The organism is Sulfurimicrobium lacus (assembly GCF_011764585.1).
Taxonomy (GTDB): Bacteria; Pseudomonadota; Gammaproteobacteria; order Burkholderiales; family Sulfuricellaceae; genus Sulfurimicrobium; species Sulfurimicrobium lacus.
This window is the reverse complement of record NZ_AP022853.1, coordinates 1,965,297-1,988,127: the sequence shown is the minus strand read 5'-3', so window position 1 is coordinate 1,988,127 and position 22,831 is coordinate 1,965,297. Positions and strand designations below refer to the sequence as shown.

The following is a 22,831-nucleotide window of genomic DNA, read 5'->3' as shown; positions in this document are numbered from 1 at the left end:
ATTGCGGGCAACAGTAGCGCCCGCCCGCGCGACTACGTGCACCGCGTCATGCACCGAGCGCAACTTCCGCCGTCATGGACACAATGGACAAGGGCAAGGGGTCGGACTGGCGCACGAAAATCTGCCCGCTATCGGCCCACGACGGTGACAGCGTGAGTTGAATTTCCTCGCTCTTGAGCGCCGGGGGCGAGCCATACGGCTCAGTCGTGCGCTGCTTGGCTTCGGTCAGGTTGCTGGCATCAGGCCCAGCGAAGATGCCCGACGAGCGATAGACGCGCAGCCATACCTTATTGACGTTCTTGTAGCGCCCCTGGCCGAAACTGCCGTCGATCTGCGCGGCGAGGGGCAGAGTCCATAGGTCGGCGGTAATCGGCAGACCGATCTGCACTTTGCTGGCCGCCTGGTCGAGCGTGATGGCGCCGCCCGTAACCGCGCGTTGCGGATGCACTGCGCCATCGGCCAGGATGCTGACGGTTTTGCCTTCGAGGTGGCCCAGGCCGCTGATCGCGGTCGCAGCTGCGCCCGAGTAGGTCAAGCCGCAATCGACGAAGAAAGCGTCGGCCTGGTCGGTGAATTGGCGCGAGGCCATGCGCTCGACGTAGCGCACCGAGTTGCCGCCGATGGTGCGGCGAACGATGCAATAAAGCACGTCCTCGCTCCCCTCGGCCACTACGGTGCATGATTCGAACACGCCGTCCGTGTCGTGCTGGTGCCACGCGCCGATCTGCTGCTCAGGCACGTAGGTGAGGCCCAGCAGCTTGCCGCTACTGCTGACGAACCATACGATGGGTTGCGGCGCCTTGGCATAGGCCATGTCGATTATGTCGAAGGTGTCGAACAGGTGAGCGGCGCGCAGCGACAGGTCGCCCGTGATGAAGCCGTTGGCCTGCCAGGAATAGCCGAGTTCGCGCACGTGGCCGCCGCGGGCCGCGCCATATATGAGCGAGTTGTTGATGATGACTGGCTGCGCATTCGAGGCGCCGACGTAAGACTGTGGTCGCACGCTGATGGTGCTGGGCGTGATGGCGTCGCTATTCACTGACGTAACGCGCCATTCAGCCGACGATGTGAGCAATAGAAGCTGGGTAAGCGGCACGATATGGCGGATGGTGTTCGCCTCTCGCGCGGCCACGTGGAAGGCGATGCGGTCGTCGTCGCGGATGGGCAGCGAGTAGCACATGGCCGATTCGGTGCCCGATTTGGTCATCCAGATGTTTTGCGGCTTGTTGATCGTGCCGGCAAAGCATCGCCGTTGTTCGAAATAGGACACGGCGGCCGGGTAGTCGCCGGCAGCGTTGAACGCCGTTTCATAGATCGGCGGTGTCTTGCCCAGGTCGGGCGCGATGTTGTCGTCAACAATCGAAAGCCCGGTAGTTTGCCCGATGTAGCCATATAGGCCGCCCTGCAATTTGTAGACGTTGTAGCGCGACGCGCCGGCTACGGTGCTCCAGCTGATCGTGTTCCAGCGCCCGGTGGTGAACAGGTTGTTGGTGCATGTGGCTGCTGCCGAGGCGGCAGATTCGCTGTAGCCATCGGCAGCGACAGCGGCCACCACATAGTTGTAGGTGTATGTGGTGTCGGTTGCGTTTGGCGTCGCAGTCGCACCGGTGGGGGATGCGATGGCCGGGGTGAAGGCGATGGCGGACAGTTGCCAGCTGGTCGCCCCCAGGCGGCGCAGTTCGCACGGCTCATAGTTCGGATGCGTCAGGGTCAGTACGTCGGCCGATTGAACATAGTGCAGGTCGAACAGGTCGGCCTCGGCGAACGAGTTAGTAATCTCGTAAGGTAAGCCCCCGCTCATTACAGTGGCGCCCAGGGTGTGGAAGCGAAAGTAGCCCGCGCCCATCTCGATGACCATGGTTTGCGTGGTCGAGTAGGTGAACGGAATCAGTCTGGCTTTCTTGGTGGAATCCTTCACCGCGCGAACGAACTGGAAGCCCGCCCGGTTCTCGACCGGCCCTTGCGGTTTGGTTACGAAGTTGCGGCACGTCGCCAACCCACTTTGATATTTTGTGTCGTCGATCCGACCGAACATTTCCGGGCTGACCTCTCCCCCGGCGAAGGAGCGCTGCAGGGTGCGAATGCTTGCCATGCTTATCTCCTGTTGATCCAGCCGACGTTATGTTGCGGCGCGATGCGGCGCTGCTTGGTGTCGGATTCAATGGCCAGGGATAAATAGGCCCGCATCATGGCCGCGCAGCGCTTGGACTCGGCGGCGCCAGCGTCGCCCTTGAGCATCGGCCCGGCGAGCATGGATGACAGGTGCCAGGCCAGCGTTACGGTGAACAGCGGGGAGAACTTAGTGGTGTCGGTAACGACGCTGGTATAGCGCAGCACAGCGGTGGCTTGGTCGGTGAGAATCACGTCGTTGCCGCTGCCGTCCACTTCGCAGGAAAACGCTTGCGGCACGTAGGAAGCGCTGGCTGCTGTCGGCACGTTGGGTAGGCCGATGCTGTAGTCGTCGGTGGCGTCGGGCGGCAAAACAGCGATGATGCTGAGCGCGTCGCTAGGCTGCGCGTAGGAATAATCCCACTCTGTCCCGCCGGTGCCCAGCTGAGCGAGCTGCTCCCGTTTGGTGGCAAAACTCCACGAGTGCATTTCCAGCAGGGAATCGCGGGCAACGGGATAGAAGCGCGCGCAGTGTTCCGCCTGGGCCGCCCCCTCCGGCGGGTTCAGACTGGTGACGGTAGCGTTGTCGCCCAGGTTCGCCAGGGACAGGTTGCAGATATCGACTTCCGATGCCATCGCGTGCTCCTAAAAAAACGGGGGCGCAAGACCCCCGCAAGTCGATTCCTGTTGGGAGAAACGGTTAAATCAGGTTGTCATCCGCCGGAGCGCCATCCGCCGGGGGGGCATCCACAACCTTCTTCCCTTTCTTGACCAGTTCGATGTTGTCCGAAAGCCGCATGGGCTTGCCGTTGACATCCGGGAACACCGTCGAAAACTCCTCGCCGGCTGAAACCTTGCGGTTCTCGTGGGACAGCCAGGTGTCCCGATGTGCGATGTAATCAGGCATGGATCACTCCTTAAGCGACGCTGAAGCCGCTGGGGTAGTTTTTGCCTACGCCAGGGTCGTTATCGACAATGTTGCAAGAGAACGCGCCGGCAGTTAGCGGGCCGGTGCCAACCGTGTATCGCACGCCGAAGTATCGCTGGCCGATAGGCTGCGCCAGAAGCTGCGCGGACGGAATCGGTAGCACAATCGGCTTGCGGTGGATGGTCAAGTCCGTAATGGGGATGGCATCGGTTTCACCAATAACAGTGGGCGAGCTGAGGTCGGCCGCGGCGGAGGTGATGATCTGAAATTGCACCGTGGCGGCGCCGGCTGCCGTGGGGGCTACATCAACGGTGAAGGCGGCGTACAGATCCTCGCCCTGGCCGATGTCGCGCGCGACACCGAGATCGATGGTGTTGGTGGATACCGCCGAAGCCGTGACGGCTTGAGCGGCAGAGAGTTGCAAGAGTGCGTCGATAATCATGATGGGATTCCTTTCCTGGATTAGGACACGAGGGTTTCAGCGATGCCGAGTTGATCGACGCCACGCACCGGGATGCCCATGAATTCGAGTTGCTTCATGTTCGTGCCAAATTGCGTGAGCGCTTCCTTGATGCCCAGCGCAGCGGAGGACTTCTCCAGCGCCTGGACCATCAGACCTTCCTGGATCGAGCGGTTGGCGTAAAACGCAGCGCGGCCCATGTTGAAGTTCGGGATGCGAGCGATGGCGCGCATCATGAGCTTGATGAGGTTGGTCGATGCGGTCGTTGCCTGCGTGCCGGTGACGCCCACCCAGTCGGATACGTCGATATTGGCGATGCGCACCACGTAGCGCCAGTCCTTGACCACCAGGCCGCCGTCCCATTGGAACAGCGAGCGGGCCGCTTGATACCAGTTGCCCGAAGCGTCCTGTACCGATTCTTCGCCGAGATCGCGGTTCTGCAAGCCGGCGCGCGAGCCTTTTGGGAATGTACCAAATACCGTTTGCTCACCCCACAATACTAGGTAGATGGAAGCATTGTCGGAACCGGAACCGCCGCCGAGAATGACGTTCTGCCCGTTGCCGGCGGTGGTCGAGCTATAGCGGGTAGCGAGGCCAGAGAAAGTCTTAAGGTCCGCGCCAACGTTGCCGTTGAAAATCTTGCCGACCATCTCCTGGCTCATGGACTCGATAAAAGGCGATTCTTCGGACAGGCGGAAAGCTGCAGAGTTACCGTTCAGCGTAAGCAGCTTGGCGTCGATATGCGAGCGGCCTTCCAGCATCGCGCACGGCTCGGTAACTTGAGCGGTGGTCGACTTGCCAGACGGGACGCCCTGGTTGTAACCGCGCCAGTAGACGGCGGGCAGGCCAGTGCGAACCGCAACCACGTGGCTGGTCGGCTGGTTGGCTTCCTTCCACACGATGTCTTCCAGGATGTCGTTCTGCTGCGATAGCAGTTCGGCAATGGGATCGATCTTGCCATCGGGGGAAAGGCGCTTTGAATAGTCCGCCAGGGTGAGCTGGCCGGTTGCGAGAGTTGCCATTTAGATTCTCCTTTTAGGGGTTCATGCCTGGGTACATCCGCTGGGCAACCGACTGGGGCGTTTTACCGCCCCCGCTGCCGGCCACGAAGCGGTCTTCACTGATTGCCTTGCCCGCCCGGTAAAACACCCGGATGACTTCGGGGTGGTTGCCGAAGCCGGAATCGTTCAGCAGCGCGCGGAACTCGGGGGTGCCGAAGGTGTCGATAGCCTTCTTTGCCATGGCGAGGTTTTCGTCCAGCTTCTCGCCGCCGAATTCCTTGTCAGACTTGGCAGTTTCTGCCCATTGAGCGCGGGCGGCCTCGAACTGCTCCATATGGCGCGCTTGGATGACCGGGGCCATCTTGTCGAGCACCTTCTGCGCTGCGTCCTGCGGCAGGTTCAATTCCTTGGCGACTTCGGAGAAAGCACCGATAACGGTATCGTCGAACTGCTGCCCCTCGGGAGCCTTGAACTCGTAATTTTCAGGCGCGCCTTCCGGCTTGTTCTCCTGCTGTTGCTGGTCGCCTTCGGTCTTGGTGCCTTCAGCCTGTTGGCCTTGGGTGCCTTGCCCTTCGGTAGCTTGCTGCTGTTGGCTCCCCGCTTCCGCACCAGTAGCGGCTTGCTGGGTGGCCTGCCCAGATGCATCGGCGCTTTCAGTGGTCTTTGCGGCTGCCGTTATCATCGTTTCGGTTGTCATGGATCTGTTCCTTCACCATTACGGGGTAAAGCTCAGGGCATAGCTTGTGGATTTGCGCTACGGTGCGCAGGCCTTCGTTCTTGTTGCCCTCGTTGAACGCCATCGCCATCGAGTTGGTATTGAACGAAAGCCGGAACACTCCGGCTCGATCCAGAAGACGCCATACGATGCGGCGCCCCCGCTTGCTACCCATGAGCCACTTAAGGTCGGCCTCTTCCGTATCCGTTGCCAGTTTGTTGCGCAGGTCATTGTCGCCCCTGGTGCGCTCCTGGCTGCGAATGTCGGTCGGGTCGTAATTGCTCATGTGCGCAGCCTATGCGGGGCGCCAGTCGGTACGTGCACTATTCATCAGGTGTAGCCGCTGAATGCGCGGGTCACATCGGTGAGCGCGCTTTGCTTGCTGGTATCCACGCCGCCCAGCTTCTGTGCGGTGTCGGCCCCCTGGTTGAGCATGGCGGCCTGCTGCTGCGCCTGGGCCGCCTGGGCGCGCTGCTGGCGGATCAAGGCCACCTTATCGCCCGGCACGATCAGTTCGGGATCTATGCCGAGCATGTCGGCGTAGGCGTCGGCCCAGCGGTCGGCGTCGAACTTGTCGAGGACTTCCGGCTTGATGTTAGCCACTGCGCCCAGGTTGCCGACGAAGCGATCCACGGAGTTGGTGGCAATCGCGCGCTGCGCCTGGGCCAGCATGCTGACGAACTCGACATTCAGATCCCGGCCTTGCAATTCTTCAGGCGCGGGTGGCACGATGTTGGCCTCGACCATGCGGCTGAATGCCATTTCGATCAGCGGGTCAAGGATTTCGTTGTGCAAGCGTTCCAGCACCGGGCCAAGCATGAGTAGCTTTTCTTCGTGCCGCTCGGCCACTTCGGTGGCGGTCATGCTGGGATTGGTGTTGTTGGCAAGCATGAGGAACAGGTCGGCGTAGAAGCTGCCCTTGATGCGCTCGCGCACATCCTGGATATCCATGAGCAAGTGGCTCAGGTCGATATTGACTTCGAAGGCGGTCTTGATGCCCCCGTTTGGGCCGGTCATGTCCACGTAGCTGATACCACCAGGCAGGGTTTCGGCCTCGCGATTCTTCATGCTGGTTGGAACTTGCAGCGGGGGATTGGTCTTGTAGTCGATGCCCTGCGCCTTGCGCAGTTGTTCGTGCTGCAGCTGCTTGATGTCTCCGAGCGCTTCCATGGCAGGGCTGTTGCCGTAAACGTCTCCGCCGGTGGTGGCCCAGCGCGGGCACAAGGCAGGGAAGTCCTTGAAGCCAGATTCACGCAGAATCCTTTCCTCGTTGCCGCCGCTCTCGTAATAGATCGATTTCCATGCCATGTTGCGGTCATCGCGCTTGGTTTGGTCGCGATCAGCACGCGGCTCTATGGCGTGTGTAACAGAGATCCACGCTTCCAGAGTGCCCCGATCGAACAGGTTTTGTACCGCGGTGCTGCAATTGTCGCGGCCGAACTCGCGCACCGCTTGCGCTACGGTCATCTGGAATTCGCGGAAAAGCGTATTTACCCGGCCGCGATGATCGGTAGCCATGGCGAATTCACCCGTAGTCAGTGGGTAGTGGTGAATGACAGAATCAAAATCTGGCAGCACGATGCTGCTTGCCGTGCCGAAGGCGCCGAGTTCCTCATACATCGAATGCAGCGCGCGGTAGGTGTTTGACTTAGCGAATACCATCTGCATGATGCGGGTCACGTCGGCCAGCCATGTCTTGACGGCCGCCGACTCGTCGAGCTGCGGGTCGGACGTGGTGAGGCGGAACCATGGGCGCGCCGGGCTGGTCATGCCGGCCATCATGCCGGCGGCGAGTACACGCAGCGCGCGAGTGCCGGTTGAATCGTAGATATTATTGTGACGCTTCTCGCCGCGGTTGCGATCCTGGACGAAGAAACGCCCCGAGCGAGGCAACAGGTAATCGCTGATGTCCTGCCAGTGCGGCATCCAGCTTGCGCGCTCGTTTTGCAACTGCCCCCAGCGCGAAAGCAGGAGTTTACGCTTGGAGAGTTCATCCATGGGTTAGGCCCCGAGCAACGTATTTTTGCCCAGGTTCAGCGTGTTGGCGCCAACACCAGCCGGGCCGGTCAGCATCGTACCGGACTCGCCGGCTTTGCCTGCTTGCCCCGCAGCCGAGAGAATGGCTGATGTGTCGGGCTTCTTCTGGTTGGCGCGGTTCTGCGCCTGGTCAGCTGCGGTTGCTTGCTTATCCGCCTGCGCTTTAGCCTGGTTCTGCGCGCTGGATTGGGCGTCGGCGGCGCGCTCGCCCGAATAGATGCTGTAGGCCGTGCCGGCAAGGGCGGCGCCGGCCATTACCATCGTGGTAGCTCCTGACATGCTTATTCTCCGGTAATGATGATTGAATCCTGCTCCGCGATCTGGCGGGACAGGAGCATAGGATATTCGTCGGTAAATTCCGCTTCGGCTTGTTCTACCGATGCCGCGCTGCTGGGGAATAGCATCGTCAGGTCGGTGTCGACGTGGGCTATGAATACCTGCTTGCGCCCAGCGCTGGCCGGGATGACGTGATAGCCGCGCAGTTCCAGCGTGTCGCCGCCGGTGAAGACGGTGCATTCGCCGTTGACTATCAGCACGGTAGCCAACTTGATGAATGCGCCGGTCAGTACGGCGCCGGCGGGGATGCGAATCGTTCGGGCGTACATGCCGCCATGGATCAGGTGCTCGGTGCGTGGCGCAACCTGGGGCATGCCGCGCATCGCGGCTTCCAGACTGCGCACCTTGTCGATAGCATCGTCGCTCATGGCCGGGAGGCGGCTTTCTGCCAGTGCGAGCCCGGTCATATCAGCCCCCGAAAGAAAATGCGATTGGTTTCGTGGTACCCCACGTGCGGCAGCAAGCGCTCAAGGCGCCCGCCGGTCGGAGCCGTCACGTAAAGGCCGCCCGCTCCCGCGTGGATAGCCACGGCTTCGGCTGCGCGTAGCAGCTTCATGCCCGCGCCGCCTGCACGGTGCGCTTCGGCTATGAACAGGGTTTCGGTCGAAGCGATCAGCTTGCCGCCGAAATGCAGCACGGGCGTGATAAGGACAGCGCATATACCGGCCAGTTCGTCGCCGACGAATACGCCCAACGGGTACAACAGACCGGCGTCGACCATGCGTTCATACCCGGCGCGATCTGGCAGCGCGCCTATCAAATGGGGGTTGCGCAACGATTCCGTCCGGTATTCGTCACACAGGGCGGCGAACACGGGCGAGTCGAAGGCTTCGTCTACGGTGATGGTGCGGATGGTTGGTTCCATGCGCGGAACTCTAGGGGGCACGTCGTGCGGTACGTGCACCCTTTAGGCGTAAGGGTTGTACTCCCGGCGCTTCTTGCTGCCGCCTATGGCGGCGATGGTCTTGTACTTTGGTGTATCGAGCAGGGCCAACACGTATGCGCTGCCGTAGTCGGGCGAGCGCCCGATCTTGTCTATGATCTGCTCGCGGCTTGCCACGTAGATGGTCGAGCCCGATAGTTCCCACGTCGGAGCGCAAAGGTCAGCCAAGAGGCGTGGATCTGGCGGCAGGGCGATGCCCGTGTTGTTGGCCGGGTCGAGCGCTTCGCGCATGCGCCACCACAGTTCGCTGCGCTGGTTCTTGAAGCGCATCCGGCCGGACTTGTCAAGCCCGCGCGCGGCTTCGGCCACATTGACGCCGACCACCTGTTGCCCGGCGTCGCTCAGGAAGTCATAGGGCGATGAGCCCACGCCGATGACATCGATGTGAATCACGGCCTGATCGCGCATGGCCGCAATGGTGAGGCCCGCGACGGATGGGCCATCCGGGGTTTGAGATCCAGCATATACCAGCGCCTCGTCGAACCACATACCATGGCGGCGGGCAATGAGCGTATTGTCCCGGCCACCGCGCGCCACATCCACCCCCAGCGAGTCCATGGGCGCCAGCTTGTCGGGCCGCTTCCATCGTGCCTGGGCCTCTTCCGCCCATGCGGTCGGGATGACTTGCCACGGGTCGTCCTCGATGCCCGCGTTGAAGTCGCCATAAAGCATCTGCGAGCGCAGCGGCTCGGGTAGGGATTGCAGGGTTGCCATGTAGCCGGTTCCCATGAGGTAGGGGTTGTCGCTGACACGCGAAGGGATGAACGTCCGGCTCATCGGCTTGATGAGGTCGGCGCCGTGCTGGAATGGCTCGCCGTTCGGTACCTCGGCCTCTTCGCCGTCGATCATGGCGAACCACCGCAACTCGCCCGGCTGGGCGGGCTTCGGGTGCTTCTTATCGAGCCAGGGGGCAAAGAAGGCCGTGATCCACCGGCCCTCGGCCGTGGTCGGCGGGTTGAAGGTCAGCAGCGCATGGCACCGCTGGGCAGGATCAACCGAGCGCAGCCAGCCCAGCAGCGCGCGGACCTGGGCTTCCAGGAAGTTGGCCGCCTCGTCGAACACCAGCAGGTCGTGGGGGCGGCCCTGGTACTTGTTCCAGTCGTCGAGGTTCGGCGTCGAACCAAATTCAATTTGCTTGCCGGGCAGGCGCCAAATGCGCTCGGCGCCGTTGTAGCCGTCGCGGCTTCCGATGAGTTCGGTAAAGCGGTCGATGATGCCGGTTAGCTGCGTGGCCTCGCGGCGCAGCACGAGCACCTTCTGGTGCTGGGTCAGCGATTTGCCACAGGCGAGGTCAGTCTTGCCGCCGCCGGCCGCGCCCCCGTAGCCGATGATGTCGGCGTCGGATTCGAAGGCCACCAATTGCGGGCCGGGCAGCGGGCGCCAGATCGTCTGGTCGCTGGTGATGAGCAGGTCGAGTTCGGCCAGTTCGTCGGGCGTGAGGTAGCCCAGCAGGTCGCGGTCAAACGAGGTCGGAAACATCCGAATCCTTGCGGGCTTTGGCGGCGGCAAGGATTGCGGCGATCTTGGCGGCGCGCTCGGTGTCGCTGATTTGCACCGGGCCGCCGTTGGCGCCGGTCAGTTCCATGCGGCTGTTCTCGCGGTATTTGTCGGGGTCGTGGGCTTTCAGCAGGAAGATGGTCAGCGTGTCGCTGTATTTGCGCACACTGCCGCACTCATCGCCCTTGTAGAAAACGGGCTCATCCACGCCCTCGAAGGCACGGCGGTGCGCTTCATCCTCAAGGGCCAGCAGGCCGGCCTTCATGGCACGTTCCCATGTCAGGGCGAAGTCGGCGTCGGACTCTCGCCAGTTGTAGGCGGTTTGGCGAGAAATGCCCACAGCATTGCACGCCCGGCCTACATTGCATGTCTCCGCGAGGGCTGCGCAAAACGCAGTGAGCTTTTCAGGTGTCAATTTCATGCGTGCATTCCATCCTATTCGCAATCCGACACGTGCACATGCTTGAAATCGGCTGGGGTTTGCGCTCGTCGCTCATAGCGACATATCCGACCAACGGCCCACTTGCTGACCTCGAACTTATCGGCCAGGGTTTCGTAGTTCACACCGTCCTCGTGCATCGAGCGAATCCGCTCCACATCGGCATCCGTCAGCTTGGCATTCGGATGATCCTCACCGATGCGCAAACCGTTGTCGTTCACCGCTACGGTTTTTTGTTTCTTGTTGTTTTTTACGTCCATAACACCCTTCCCGTGATGTTGTAAAAAATTACCGATTGAAATGGCACAGGCACGCATTTCTGTGGCACAACGGAACACCCCTAAAGGGGTGTGTTCCAGTGTTCCAGTGTTCCAGTGGAACGACGTGGCACATGTGCCAACTTGTGCCAGTGTTCCAGTAAAATTTTGCAAGTTAGGCATTCCCGACCAGCACCAACTTGCAGCCATTTGCAAGTAGCACGCCCACATCGCGCAAACCGTCGATCGCTCTTTTCACCCGAAACCCCCGGCGGTCCCTCCCATCCCCATCGTGTTCCATCTTCCCGACCACCTCATTCGCCAGCACTTCGCGGTCGATTCCTTGACCGCTTTGATCGAGTCCGATCATCTCGGTGAGCGTGTCCACCACCAGCTTCTGCACATCGCCCTTGATCTTCTTGCGGCTGCGAGCGTTGCCCCGCCCTTCGGTGTGCTCCAGCACGCAGCTGGTGATCTCATCGCCGTCGTCATCGAAGCCCACCACGACGGTGCGCAATTGAAAACCGAACTCGGCACCATCCTCGCCATCCTTGAGCTTGGTAACGGTCGCCGCGCGGTCATCGTTTGATCGGATCACCTCGATCTCACAATCGGCGGCCGCGCGCAAACCTGACCACCCACGCGCCCCGCGGGATGAGTCCTTGCCCGAGTGGTGCACCAGGATCACCATCGCGCCTGTGGCCGTGTGGATGCCCTTGCAATGCGCCAGCGCCTTGCCCACGTCCTCTCCGCTGTTCTCGTTCGCACCAGGCATCACCTGGGCGAAGGTATCGAGCACTACGATGTCCGCACCGCCCGAGTGCACAATGGACTTAGCCACGTCCACCGCATCGGCTTTTTCCATCAGGTTGGGCGCACCAGAGATCACACCTATATCCAGACTGGCCAGATCGATCTGGTGCTCGTGGGCGTATGCCTTGAGACGATTGCGGAAGCCCGCCGCGCCTTCCGCCGCCACGTACACCACCCTGCCCTTCTTGCACTGAATGCCCCGCCACTCGGCACCTGTCGCGATGGCAATGCCGAGATCGAGCACCAGGAACGTCTTGCCAGATCCCGAGTCGCCATACACCACCGCCATCTCGGCACGCGGTAACACCCCTTTTACAATCCAGGATGGCTGCGCATGCTGGGTGAACAGGTGCGCCGGCTCAACCTTGAACTTGAATTTAGGCGTATCGGCTTGCGCATCGCCGATCGGCGCGGGCGCATCGGCGATGGCCTCGAACTCGGACAGCAATGACGCATCCACATACCCGATGGCGTCCAGGAACTCGTGATCTTCGCGATGCTCGCAATGGGCATGCAGGCACTTGAAATGCCCATTCTCGTAGCCGCCCGTATGCGCCGGCCAGTACGTAGTGGACGTGTCGCCCGTCTCGGTGGTGTGCTCGGCTTCCCAGGGGCAATCGATGTGCACCCGGCCATCGCGCTCGGTGCGCCTGACCAGTTGCTTATCGAACAGGTGCTGGGCGATCGGATCGTTCTGCGCCACCTCGGCCAGCTTCTGCGACTTGCTGCTGGCGCCCGACTCGGTGGGCGCCTCGATGCCGAACTCGGCGGCCAGATCCGTCCACAGCGCATCCAGCTGGGCGGGCGTGACGGGCGGGATTTCATCGGGCAAGCCGGCCGCCCATTCGTAGCGCACGCCGGAGATGTGCGTCCCGACCGCGATGAACTGCTGGCCGGTAGCCAGTAACTCGATTATGCCGTGGGCGGTTTTGATCTTGCGCTTGTAGAGTTCGCCAGGGCAGTCGAGGACGACGAGGAACTTGGCAGAATTATCGCGAGTACGCCGCGGGAGGTGGAATCGTGCAGCGATGAAATCCTGCACACTTCGGGATTGCTCGGCGTCCGGGATGTCCACATCAATGGCGCGGATGGTGCGGGTTTGCAGGCATATTCCATAGTCTTGCTCCTTGCTCCATGACTCGATTTCTTCGGGCGTCGCGCGGTGCTGCGTCCATTGCGAGAAGCCGATCGCCTGACGGTTGCCGTTGTACCGGCTGGGCGTTTTGCCCAGGCCCTGCATGGTGCTGTTCGGGCTGATCGTTGCGTTGAGATTGGAAACCACCGGCAGCAGATCGGCGGTGAGGCCCAGCAGCACGTCGAAGTGCAGCCAGTCCTCGCGCGTGGCGCCTGCGCCCCTGAAAGGTAGCTGTATAATATTGGCCATCATGCCGCCCCCTTGTGCAGAATGCGGCGATACAAGGCCATCGCACTAAGCACGCCCAGCGAGCCACCCGCACCCACCCACGGCACAGATGGCCAGCCGATATGCACCACCCATAGCGTCGTGGCCACTTCCGCCGCAGCGAGGCCGAAGGGCAGCACCGCAGCGAGCGCATAGCGCCCGTGGATCACGTTCTGCTGCTGGAGCGCGCGCAGAAACACCAGGCAGAAAGTTGAGATAAGGAGTTTCACGCGGCCATCTCCCCCAGCAATTCCGCCGTGAGCCTGTCGTCCAGGCGCTGCATATTGATCACCGCCTGGCGCCAGTAGGACGCCTTCAACTCGAACCCCAGGCCCTTGCGCCCCGCTTCCACCGCGCAATACACCTCGGAGCCGATACCCATAAACGGCGTCAGCACCGTCTCGCCCTTATTGCTCCACAGATCGATGCAGCGCTCGATCACGTCCAGCTGCAGCGGGCTGATGTGCTGCTCGTCCTTCTCGTCGCGGGCGCTGCGATACTGCAGGGTGCGGGTCTGGCGGATGTCAGTCCACACCGGCGAGGCGTAGCGCTGCCAGGTCATGATGGAAACCCACTGCTTGAACGGCCAGGGCGTTCTGCCTTCCGCGATGGTCTGCGCGGCCTGAATATCGTAGGCCTCACGCGACACGTCCACCGCATCGCCCGCATAGTGGTCAAGCTCGCCCGCGATGGCCACATCGTTATCGCCAGGCTTGCGGAAGGTCACGATGTAATCGGCCAGCCCCTGCCCGCTCAGGCTGGAGTCCTTCACCAGCTGCTTGTGCAGCAGGCGGATGGACTTGGTGCGCTGCTGGGCGACTACCGGATCTTTCCAGATGCACACTTCGGAATGGAAATGCCAACCGGCGTCCTGATAAGCGCGGATCACGTCGCCGCGGAAGTCGCGCGCGCCGATGAAGCCCTCGCGCCCTTTGGTGGCCGGCAGCTGCATGCAATGGACGGAGTGCAAACGCCCTGGCTTCGTCACCCGCAGCATCTCGCGGATCAGGAAGCTGTAATGCTCCCAGAACGTGCCGCCCTCGTTGTTGCTGATGTCGCGCGGGCTGTTGGTGAACTTGTAAAGACCCTCGAAGGGTGGCGAATGGATGCCGAAGTCGACGCTGTTATCCGGCACCGCGCGGATCAGTTCGCACGAATCCCCATGGTAAATGGCGTAGTCATGGGTAACGACTTGCTCGATCGCTTTTATCATTTTTCAATTCTCCGTTGTGAGCCAATATGGGATTTCCACCGGGACGATGGGTGTGTAGGGGTCTTCTTCGCGCAGCGCGCCGTGCACCATTTCGCTGGAGATATCGGCCATCTGAGCCACCATCGCGGCGCCCATGCGCTCGGCTTCCGCCTCTTTGCGCTTGAGGTTATCGAGCACGGCGCCTTCAGTGGACGCCGCGACGAAGTGGACGTTGACGGTCTCGGTCTGGCCGAAGCGCCAGAAGCGTCGTACCGCCTGGTAGACCTGCTCGAATGAATCGTTGAGGCCGACGAAGATGGTATCGGCGCAGTGTTGCCAGTTCATGCCGAAGCCCGCGATCTTGGGCTTAGTCACCAGCACGCGGATCTCGCCGGAGGTAAATGCGTTCAGCTTGCGCTCCTTCTCGATCTCGCTATCCGCGCCCGAGAGGTTGACGGCGCCGGGTATCGCTTCAACCAGCGCGTCACCCTCAGCATTGAGGTTGCACCACAGCACGCAGGGCTTGCCATCCGGCACCAGGGCGGCTGCCTTCGCCACCCGCTCGGCGATGCTGTCGCGCCGCGCGCCCAGTCTTTCCGACAGCGTCTTGGCGTCAGCACCCTCAACATCGACGATATGCTCCACTTTCTCCATCGGCGGCAGATCGTAAGCGCCGTCGTCGTAGCCCAGATCGCTAGGCCGGCGCAGCAGCACCGACCACGAGCACATCCAGCGCCAGAACTCGTCCTCGGCGTGGCCCTTGAGCCGCCACTTGCTAGTGTCGCCGCCGTCGTGGGTGAAGAACACCGCCTGCATCCCGGTGACAGACATCACGCCCAGAAACTCGGCATGGTTGCCCAGTTCGGTGAAATCGTTAGGCGCGGGCGTTGCTGTGGCAGCCAGGCGGTACGGCACATTGGCGCAGGCATCGATCAACAGGGTGCGGGTCTTGCCATCGAAGGCCTTGAGGATGCTCGACTCGTCCAGGATCACGCCGACGAATTGCGACAGGTCGAAGTGGTGCAGCTTGGCGTAGTTGGTGACGGTCACACCCGGCTCGACTTCATCCTGGTGGGCGCACTGTTTCGCCGGCAGGCCGAACTTGCCCGCCTCGCGCACCATCTGGCCAGCCACCGCCAGCGGGGTGAGCAACAGCACGTTGCCGCCTGTCAGGTTGTGAACCGCTTGCCCCCAGGCCAGTTCCATGAACGACTTGCCCAGGCCCGTCTGGGCGAACACGGCAGCACGCCCACGACGCAGCGCCCAACGCACGATGTCGCGCTGGAACGGGAACAGCTGCTCAGGCAGTTCGGGGATGTCGTCGAACCCGGTAGCCGGGTCCAGTTTGGCCTTGCGGGCGAGGAACTCGGAATAGGCGAGATCGCTCATGCTTTCTCGCTTTGCATGAATCGCTCGGGATAGATGATCTCGATCTCGGTCACGGCGTTGCCGAAGTGCCGGGCCAGCTTTTCAGCCAGTTCTGGGGATGCTGACTGCTTGCGGTTCTCGATGCGGCTGATGGTGCTATCGTCCGTCTCAACGGCTTGCGCCACGTCGGCCAGGGTCTGCCCGCGCCTGATGCGGGCTTGCTTTAGCGGGGTGTACATAGTTTAAAACTCCAAAATACAGTGATTGCTGTATTTCCATGTTGCGTTATGTGCAACATTCTGTCAACTGGGTTGCGTCCGTTTTATTGCACGACCCGCAATTACCCTATATAAATAACGGATGATAAAAATGAACGTAGGCAACGCCATAAGGCAGCTAAGGGAAGAGCGCGCCATGACACAGGCCGAGCTCGCCGAGAAGATCGGCACCGATAAGGGCAACGTGTCGCGCATGGAGCAGAAGGGGCAAGGGACGATAGAGAAAGTGGCGGAAGTCGCCACCGCGCTGGGCGTCCGAGTATCAGACATATTCGTCCAGGCGGAAGGCCGCGCAAATCGCGTACCCGTGCCGCGCGATGCCATCGACATCCCACTACTGAATGCGAGCGCTTCGATGGGCGTCGGTGAGGTGCGGCCCAGCGACGACGTTGTGGTCGATACGCTGCGGCTGAAAAAGCACTGGATCGCCGAGAACATCAAGCCCATAACCACACCCGGAAATCTGCGATTCATCCACGCCCTGGGCGATTCGATGACACCCACGCTACTGAGCGGCGATATCCTGCTGGTCGATACGGGCGTACGCGAAATAGCAGTGGACGGCATCTACGTGCTTGAGGCGCATGAGCGCCTGTTCATCAAACGAGTGCGCCAGCGCCTCGACGGGGCTTACGAGATAACCAGCGACAATCCGACCGTCAAGACGGTTGATATACTTAACGGCGATCACGAAGTTGGAATACTCGGGCGCGCGGTGTGGGTGTGGAACGGGAGAAGGCTATGAGCGAAAGGCGCCGCATGGTTCGCAAAATCGTGTTATTGAACTTGCTTGCCGTAATAATGGCCGCATGCACCACCGTGGAAACAATGAAGTGGGTAGGCGTCGGCGGCAGTAAAGCCGATGGTACCGTCATCATGGGTATCGACGTTCCGCCGAAAATGGGAATTAGAGAAACCGAGGTTCAGTGGGATGGGAAGCAAGCTAACGCGGAAGCCAACAGGCGATGCCAGAACTGGGGGTATAGTAACGCTGAAATATTCAACGATTCCTTTCCAGTCCAAGTAATCTGCTATCCTCAAGGCATTAGCCCCTGCTGGTCAAAAGCATACAGGATTACCTATCAATGCATAGGTGGCCGGTAAGCCCGTGAAAACAAACAAGCTGTAATCCCCCCGTTTTTTATGTAAGCCCGCACCCGCGGGCTTTTTCTTTGCCTAAAATTATTTTTGCATGTTGCACTTGACGCAACTATTAAGTTGCGTTTATTCTGTCTCCACGGTTGCGGTTTATGCAACTTTTTACCAGATGGAGCAATGCAGAATGTATTTATCTTCCCTGAACGATTGCGAACTGTCCTTATTCGCGGACAGCACGCTCGACTCGCTCACCAGCACCGAACTGGAGCGCGAACTGCTCAAGCGCTTTAACCAGCGCCTTGCGCAAGACGATGAAGACCAGCCGCTGGTTGACGCGCTCGCGCAGTGCGGCGTCGAGTTCGACGACCTGGTGGAAATCATCAAAACGCTGGACGAGTTCCACGTTGCAGATGTCGATTCGCTGAAAGAAAAGCTGACCCGCGCGGACAAGTTCTACGCCATCGCCAACGACTCCGGCGATGTGTTTCAACGTCTTACCTCCCTCATCAACGAAACTTTATAAGGAGCATCACCATGAGCTTAGAAACCGTAATACAGGAAAACACCAACGCCCTGCGCGACCTGATTGCCGCCATCGCCAACGGCATCCCCACCACCAGTGCGCAGGTTGCCGCAGTCGCCACCCAGGCCGCCGAAAAGGTAGAGGCCAAGGCAGAAAAAAAGTCTGCCCAAGCGGAGAAGCCTGCTTCGTCCGAGAGTGGTGCGACGCCGCAAACGGCAACGGAAACCGCTGCGCCCGCTGTCGTGCTTGACTACGAGGCCATCAAGAAGCCCTTCCTCTCGCTGGTGAACAAGAAAGGCCGCGACGCTGCGGCCGCATTGCTCAACCAGTTCGGCGTCGACGCGGGCAAGGGCGGCAAGCTGTCCGACATCCCCGCCGACAAGTACGCCGACGTACTGGCCGCGATTGAAACCGCTGGAGCGTAAGCCATGCAAATTACTGCAGAACTACTCAAGGAGAAAAGCACATGCGCCGAAGGTGCAGCGTGGTTCTCCAGCCACTTCCCTGAAGGTGGCGAATACCAGGCCGTGTTGGACAAGGCGGCCGAGACTGACAAACAGGACTATGCGCAGTGGTTGCTTGTCAAATTCGGCGCGACGGATGCAGTGCTCGAAGTTGAGAGCATCGAAAGCAAGCACTTATTTTTCGCAGGGACCATCCGCGTTGCGGGCTCGATTTCTATAAGCGGTTTCCTTCATGCTGGCAGCGGCATCAAAGCTGGCTGGAGCATCAAAGCTGGCGAAGGCATCAAAGCTGGCAGCGGCATCGAAGCTGGCGAAGGCATCGAAGCTGGCGAAGGCATCGAAGCCGGCTGGGGCATCGAAGCCGGCTGGGGCATCGAAGCTGGCGAAGGCATCGAAGCCGGCTGGGGCATCAAAGCTGGCGAAGGCATCGAAGCCGGCTGGGGCATCAAAGCTGGCGAAGGCATCGAAGCTGGCGAAGGCATCGAAGCTGGCGAAGGCATCGAAGCCGGCTGGGGCATCAAAGCTGGCGAAGGCATCGAAGCTGGCAGCGGCTATGGGGTTTTCGCCGGGTTGCGCATCCGCCTTATAAATTGGAGCGTGTCTGCACGCGTTATTGCGAAGGCGAAGCCGACCAACCTTGTCAGCGGTTTCTGGGCGGGAGAATAATCATGGCCAAGCACGCAATCCTTTCACCCAGCAGTGCGCACCGCTGGATGGCATGCCCAGGCGCCCCGGCGATGGAAGCCGACTTGCCGCAAAGCACCAGCGCCTACGCCGACGAGGGAACCGCAGCGCACTTCCTGGGCGAGCACTGCCTGACCAGTGGCGAACATCCGGCCAGCTTCATCGGCAAGAAGATCGCCATCGTCCCCAAAGGCGGCGCCGTGTGGGGCTTCGACAACATGCCTGCATCCACCGCATTCACCATCGACGCCGACATGGCCGGCTACGTCAACAACTACGTGCAGCACGTCCGCGACTTTGCGCAGGGCGGCGAGTTGCTGGTGGAGCAGTCGCTAGCCATCAGCCACATCACCGGCGAGGAAGACGCCGAAGGAACCGCCGACGCGGTGGTGCTGCGCGACGACGAGATCACGCTGATCGATCTCAAGTATGGCCGCGGCGTCGAGGTGAGCGCGGAAGACAACCCGCAACTCAAGCTCTACGCCCTGGGTGCACTGGAGCGCTACGGCTTGATGGGCGACTTTGACACCGTGCGCCTCGTCATCGTCCAGCCGCGCGTCAGCAGCATCCCCAGCGAGTGGTCCATGCCGGTGAGCGAGTTGCTGGCCTGGGGTGAGATCGCAAGCAAGCGCGCCACCGATGCGCTCACCGCATTGGAGTTCCGCAGTAACTGGATCGGCCACGAGCATTCGTATCTCACCCCCGGCGAATCAACCTGCAAGTGGTGTAAGGCAAAGGCAACCTGCCCGAAGCTGACCGCCTACGTGCAGGACACCATCGAGGCCGAGTTCACCGACCTCACCACGGCGGACAAGGTAGAGCAGGAAGCCATCATCGAAGCGCACGTACCCAGCAACCCCGACGCACTCGGCGCGAAGCTGGACGCCGTGGATCTGATCGAGGACTGGTGCAAGGCGATCCGCGCCAAGGCCGAGGGTGAACTGCTCAAGGGCAACCCCGTTGCGGGGTACAAGCTGGTACAGGGCCGCAAGGGCGCGCGCAAGTGGCTGGACGCCACCGCCGTCGAGGACATGTTCAAGTCCATGCGCCTGAAGCAGGAGCAGATGTACGACTTGTCCCTGATCTCGCCAACCACCGCCGAGAAGCTGCTGGCCGACAGTCCCAAGCGCTGGAACCGCGTGATGCCCCTCATCGGGCAAAGCGAAGGCAAGCCCAGCGTGGCCCCCATCGCCGACAAGCGCCCCCCACTGGAGATCAAGCCAGTGGAGGACGAGTTCGAGGTGATAGAGACAGCGGACGATCTGGTATGAACCCGGCCGCCATCCTCCCGCCCGACGCGGTGCGCAAGCTGCAAGCCGCGGCGGCCGTAGACCCCGGTTCCCCCCGCGGCGACAGCTTCGAACGCAGCAAAGCGCTGGAAGCCGCAACCAGAGCAGTTAAAACGAAGTACCCGAAATTTTTCAAAACCGAAGGAGAAACATCATGAAAGTCAAAATTACCAATGTGCGCCTGGCCTTCCCCCAGCTGTTCGAGGCCAAGGCAGTAAATGGCGAAGGCGAGCCGCGCTTCTCAGCGGCTTTCCCGATCCAGCCGGGTAGCGAGAACGCCAAGGCACTGAGCGCCGCGATGGAAGCGGTGGCCAAAGATAAATGGGGTGCCAAGTCCACCGCCATCCTCGCCGAACTCGAAGGCAAGGGCCGCGTCGCCTACAAGAAAAGTGCTCTCTCGAAAGACGGCGACGCGTACGACGGCTTCGAGAACATGCACACCCTCAATGCCGGCAACAAGGCGCGCCCCCAGGTGATTGACCGCGACACCTCGGCGCTCACCGCGCAGGACGGCAAGCCCTATGCCGGTTGCTACGTAGACGCCAGCGTGGATCTGTGGGCGCAGGACAACAGCTGGGGCAAGCGCATCAACGCCACCCTGCGCTGGGTCCAGTTCCGCAGCGACGGCGACGCCTTCGGCGGTGGCGCACCTGTGAGCCATGACGAGTTCGAGAGCATCGCGGAAGGCGCCGATGCCGAGGCGCTGGCTTAACACCATCGCGCCTTCGCAAGAGGGCGCTTTGGTGGTATGAGCCGGATTAAAAATGCGTCATCCCACACCCTGACGAGCGACTGGTTCGCACCACCAAAGACAACGAGGAAATAAGAACATGGCCTTTAAGAGATGCAAGCATAAATGGGTAACGCACGGGTACTACACTGTGCATGCCGAGTGCGCTCGGTGCGGCGAGAAACACATATGGACGTTCAAGCGGTGAAACTCTACCTCGACACCGAGACGTTCAGCGAGACGCCCATCAAGTACGGCACCTATCGCTACATTCAGGATTGCGAACTGATGGTGGTGACGTGGGCGGTGGACGATGGCCCAGTGAATTGCCTCGACTGCACCTGTTACGGCCACGAGGACGGGCTGACGATGCTGGCGAACCTGATGCAAGAATGCACCGAGATCATCGCCCACAACGCCATGTTCGATCGCGGCGTCATCGCCAAGCACTTCCCCAATGCCGCCCCGCCGCTCGAGAAGTGGCGCTGCACAATGGTCAAGGCGATGGCGCACTCGCTCCCCGGCAGCCTGGACAAGCTGTGCGACATCCTGCAAGTGCCGCAGGACCAGCGCAAGCTCAAGATCGGCAAGGATCTGGTGCGCATGTTCTGCATGCCGCGCCCCAAGAACGTGAAGCTACGCCGCGCCACCCGCGAGACGCACCCGACAGAGTGGGCCTCTTTCCTCGACTACGCCAAGGCCGACATCGCCGCGATGCGCGAGGTGGACAAGCGCCTCCCGACCTGGAACTACACCGGGCGCGAGCTTGACCTATGGCACCTCGACCAGCGCATCAACGATCGGGGCTTCGCCGTGGATCTCGACCTCGCCAATGCTGCCATCGAGGCGACCGACCGCGAGCAGGCAAGACTGGCCACCCGCACCCAGGACATGACCAACGGCGAAGTGCAGAAGGCCACCCAGCGCGACGCCATGCTCGATCACATCCTGGCCGAATACCTGATCTCCCTGCCCGACCTGCAGGGCGCAACGCTCGAACGGCGCATCGCCGATCCCGATCTGCCCCAAGGCTTGAAGGATCTGCTGGCCATCCGCCTGCAGGCCAGCACCACCAGCACCAGCAAGTACAAGGCGCTGATCCGTGGCGCGACCACGGACGGCAGGCTCAAAGGCACGCTGCAATTCGACGGCGCCGGCCGCACCGGGCGGTGGTCGGGGCGCACCTTCCAGCCTCAGAACCTGCCGCGCCCCGCGCTTGACCATGACGAGATCGAGTTCGGCATCGACGTGATCAAGGCCGGCGCCGCCGATCTGCTCTACGGTAACGTGATGCAACTCACCAGCAGCGCGATCCGCGGGTGCATCGTCGCCCCGCAGGGCAAAAAGCTGTGCGTGTCCGACCTGTCCAACATCGAGGGCCGCAAGCTGGCCTGGCTGGCTGGCGAAAAATGGAAGCTGCAGGCCTTCCGCGACTTCGACAACGGCACCGGCCCTGACCTTTACAAGCTGGCCTACGCCAAGAGCTTCAACATACCGCATGAAGACGTGAGTAAGAGCCAGCGGCAGATCGGCAAGGTTGAGGAGCTGATGCTGGGCTATGAGGGCGGCGTCGGTGCTTTCATCACAGGGGCAGCTACCTATCGCTTCGATGTGGAGGAGTTAGGTATAGCGGCATGGCCGACGCTCCCTGAGGGAACCCGAGAAGAGGCCGAAGAGTTCCATGATTGGACGGTCAGCCAGAAGCGCAGCACCTTCGGCCTGTCCCGCCGGGCATTCGTTACCTGCGACACCATCAAGCGCCTATGGCGTCAGGCCCACCCCAACGTGGCCACGCTATGGAAGGATCTGGAGGCAGCTTGCGTCAGCGCCGTGGAGAGTCCAGGCCGCACCATCCCCTGCCGCAAGTTCAAGGTGCGCCGCGACGGCGCCTGGCTGCGCATCGGCCTGCCATCGGGGCGCGCCCTTTGCTATCCGCAGCCGCGCGTCGACGACGGCAAGTTGAGCTACATGGGCGTCAACCAGTACACCCGCAAGTGGGAGCGCATCAAAACCTACGGCGGCAAGCTGGTGGAGAACTGCACCCAGGGCGCAGCGCGCGACGTGATGGCGCACAACATGCCGGCCATCGACGCGGCGGGATACCGCACCGTGCTGTCGATGCACGACGAACTGCTCACCGAGACGCCCGACTTGCCCGAATACAACGAGCGCGAACTGAGCGCATTGCTCGCCACCGTACCGGACTGGGCCGAGGGGTTGCCGCTCGCCGCCGCCGGGTTTGAATCTTACCGCTATAGAAAGGATTGA

At 61.4% G+C, this 22,831-nt stretch carries 28 protein-coding genes; 9 read left to right on the top strand and 19 right to left on the bottom strand.

Annotation, left to right across the window (positions count from 1 at the left end):
* Positions 1-46: 46 nt before the first annotated feature.
* From SKTS_RS09865 to SKTS_RS09775, 19 genes are all read right to left on the bottom strand, one after another.
* Complete coding sequence (locus tag SKTS_RS09865) at positions 47-2,092, bottom strand: phage tail protein (protein ID WP_173063997.1); 2,046 nt, start codon at positions 2,090-2,092, stop codon at positions 47-49.
* Positions 2,093-2,094: 2 nt separating this feature from the next.
* A complete protein-coding gene (locus SKTS_RS09860; protein WP_173063994.1) occupies positions 2,095-2,745 on the bottom strand; it encodes a phage connector family protein in 651 nt (216 codons plus the stop codon).
* A gap of 64 nt (positions 2,746-2,809) precedes the next feature.
* On the bottom strand, positions 2,810-3,016 hold the full coding sequence (locus SKTS_RS09855) for a hypothetical protein (RefSeq protein ID WP_173063992.1): 207 nt from the start codon (positions 3,014-3,016) through the stop codon (positions 2,810-2,812).
* 10 nt (positions 3,017-3,026) lie between these two features.
* Positions 3,027-3,479 (bottom strand): Bbp16 family capsid cement protein, encoded by a 453-nt coding sequence (locus SKTS_RS09850; protein ID WP_173063989.1) that lies wholly within the window; start codon positions 3,477-3,479, stop codon positions 3,027-3,029.
* A gap of 20 nt (positions 3,480-3,499) precedes the next feature.
* Positions 3,500-4,519 (bottom strand): major capsid protein, encoded by a 1,020-nt coding sequence (locus SKTS_RS09845; protein WP_173063986.1) that lies wholly within the window; start codon positions 4,517-4,519, stop codon positions 3,500-3,502.
* Positions 4,520-4,532: 13 nt separating this feature from the next.
* Positions 4,533-5,195, bottom strand: coding sequence for a hypothetical protein (locus tag SKTS_RS09840; RefSeq protein WP_198420341.1), 663 nt, complete (start codon positions 5,193-5,195; stop codon positions 4,533-4,535).
* A complete protein-coding gene (locus tag SKTS_RS09835; protein WP_173063984.1) occupies positions 5,152-5,499 on the bottom strand; it encodes a Bbp19 family protein in 348 nt (115 codons plus the stop codon). Before SKTS_RS09835 ends, SKTS_RS09840 begins: the two co-directional genes overlap by 44 nt.
* A 44-nt stretch (positions 5,500-5,543) precedes the next feature.
* Complete coding sequence (locus SKTS_RS09830; RefSeq protein WP_173063981.1) at positions 5,544-7,211, bottom strand: portal protein; 1,668 nt, start codon at positions 7,209-7,211, stop codon at positions 5,544-5,546.
* Positions 7,212-7,214: 3 nt separating this feature from the next.
* Positions 7,215-7,529 (bottom strand): hypothetical protein, encoded by a 315-nt coding sequence (locus SKTS_RS09825; RefSeq protein WP_173063978.1) that lies wholly within the window; start codon positions 7,527-7,529, stop codon positions 7,215-7,217.
* 2 nt (positions 7,530-7,531) lie between these two features.
* Positions 7,532-7,993, bottom strand: coding sequence for a hypothetical protein (locus SKTS_RS09820; protein WP_173063975.1), 462 nt, complete (start codon positions 7,991-7,993; stop codon positions 7,532-7,534).
* Positions 7,990-8,451 carry a GNAT family N-acetyltransferase gene (locus tag SKTS_RS09815; RefSeq protein ID WP_173063972.1) on the bottom strand — a complete coding sequence of 154 codons (462 nt, stop codon included), beginning with the start codon at positions 8,449-8,451 and terminating at the stop codon, positions 7,990-7,992. The genes SKTS_RS09820 and SKTS_RS09815 overlap by 4 nt, the downstream gene beginning before the upstream one ends.
* Positions 8,452-8,493: 42 nt before the next feature.
* Entirely contained in the window at positions 8,494-10,008 is a 1,515-nt protein-coding gene (locus SKTS_RS09810) for a terminase (RefSeq protein ID WP_173063969.1), read from the bottom strand.
* On the bottom strand, positions 9,989-10,447 hold the full coding sequence (locus SKTS_RS09805) for a terminase small subunit-like protein (RefSeq protein ID WP_173063966.1): 459 nt from the start codon (positions 10,445-10,447) through the stop codon (positions 9,989-9,991). The genes SKTS_RS09810 and SKTS_RS09805 overlap by 20 nt, the downstream gene beginning before the upstream one ends.
* A gap of 14 nt (positions 10,448-10,461) precedes the next feature.
* A complete protein-coding gene (locus SKTS_RS18805) occupies positions 10,462-10,896 on the bottom strand; it encodes a hypothetical protein (RefSeq protein ID WP_198420340.1) in 435 nt (144 codons plus the stop codon).
* Position 10,897: 1 nt separating this feature from the next.
* Positions 10,898-12,922: an AAA family ATPase gene (locus SKTS_RS09795; protein ID WP_173063963.1), complete on the bottom strand. Its 2,025-nt coding sequence runs from the start codon at positions 12,920-12,922 to the stop codon at positions 10,898-10,900.
* On the bottom strand, positions 12,919-13,167 hold the full coding sequence (locus SKTS_RS09790; protein WP_173063960.1) for a hypothetical protein: 249 nt from the start codon (positions 13,165-13,167) through the stop codon (positions 12,919-12,921). The genes SKTS_RS09795 and SKTS_RS09790 overlap by 4 nt, the downstream gene beginning before the upstream one ends.
* Positions 13,164-14,150, bottom strand: a complete 987-nt coding sequence (locus SKTS_RS09785; RefSeq protein ID WP_173063957.1) for a DNA-methyltransferase — start codon at positions 14,148-14,150, stop codon at positions 13,164-13,166. The genes SKTS_RS09790 and SKTS_RS09785 overlap by 4 nt, the downstream gene beginning before the upstream one ends.
* Before the next feature lie 3 nt (positions 14,151-14,153).
* Complete coding sequence (locus tag SKTS_RS09780) at positions 14,154-15,518, bottom strand: DEAD/DEAH box helicase (protein WP_173063955.1); 1,365 nt, start codon at positions 15,516-15,518, stop codon at positions 14,154-14,156.
* On the bottom strand, positions 15,515-15,736 hold the full coding sequence (locus tag SKTS_RS09775) for a helix-turn-helix transcriptional regulator (protein ID WP_173063952.1): 222 nt from the start codon (positions 15,734-15,736) through the stop codon (positions 15,515-15,517). The genes SKTS_RS09780 and SKTS_RS09775 overlap by 4 nt, the downstream gene beginning before the upstream one ends.
* A 130-nt stretch (positions 15,737-15,866) precedes the next feature.
* On the opposite strand from SKTS_RS09775, the gene SKTS_RS09770 reads away from it, so the two are divergent.
* From SKTS_RS09770 to SKTS_RS09730, 9 genes are all read left to right on the top strand, one after another.
* Positions 15,867-16,520 (top strand): XRE family transcriptional regulator, encoded by a 654-nt coding sequence (locus SKTS_RS09770; protein WP_198420339.1) that lies wholly within the window; start codon positions 15,867-15,869, stop codon positions 16,518-16,520.
* The gene (gene yecR, locus SKTS_RS09765) at positions 16,517-16,879 is read left to right on the top strand and encodes a YecR family lipoprotein (protein ID WP_198420338.1); all 363 of its coding nucleotides are present in this window, start codon (positions 16,517-16,519) and stop codon (positions 16,877-16,879) included. The genes SKTS_RS09770 and yecR overlap by 4 nt, the downstream gene beginning before the upstream one ends.
* 178 nt (positions 16,880-17,057) lie before the next feature.
* Positions 17,058-17,396, top strand: coding sequence for a hypothetical protein (locus SKTS_RS09760; RefSeq protein ID WP_173063948.1), 339 nt, complete (start codon positions 17,058-17,060; stop codon positions 17,394-17,396).
* Positions 17,397-17,407: 11 nt separating this feature from the next.
* Positions 17,408-17,821 carry a hypothetical protein gene (locus tag SKTS_RS09755; RefSeq protein WP_173063945.1) on the top strand — a complete coding sequence of 138 codons (414 nt, stop codon included), beginning with the start codon at positions 17,408-17,410 and terminating at the stop codon, positions 17,819-17,821.
* A 3-nt stretch (positions 17,822-17,824) separates the two neighbouring features.
* Positions 17,825-18,526, top strand: coding sequence for a hypothetical protein (locus SKTS_RS09750; protein WP_173063942.1), 702 nt, complete (start codon positions 17,825-17,827; stop codon positions 18,524-18,526).
* Positions 18,527-18,528: 2 nt separating this feature from the next.
* Positions 18,529-19,815, top strand: coding sequence for a DUF2800 domain-containing protein (locus SKTS_RS09745; protein WP_173063939.1), 1,287 nt, complete (start codon positions 18,529-18,531; stop codon positions 19,813-19,815).
* Entirely contained in the window at positions 19,812-19,991 is a 180-nt protein-coding gene (locus SKTS_RS09740) for a hypothetical protein (protein ID WP_173063936.1), read from the top strand. The genes SKTS_RS09745 and SKTS_RS09740 overlap by 4 nt, the downstream gene beginning before the upstream one ends.
* Positions 19,988-20,545: an ssDNA-binding protein gene (locus tag SKTS_RS09735; protein ID WP_173063933.1), complete on the top strand. Its 558-nt coding sequence runs from the start codon at positions 19,988-19,990 to the stop codon at positions 20,543-20,545. The genes SKTS_RS09740 and SKTS_RS09735 overlap by 4 nt, the downstream gene beginning before the upstream one ends.
* A 207-nt stretch (positions 20,546-20,752) precedes the next feature.
* The gene (locus SKTS_RS09730; protein ID WP_173063930.1) at positions 20,753-22,831 is read left to right on the top strand and encodes a bifunctional 3'-5' exonuclease/DNA polymerase family protein; all 2,079 of its coding nucleotides are present in this window, start codon (positions 20,753-20,755) and stop codon (positions 22,829-22,831) included.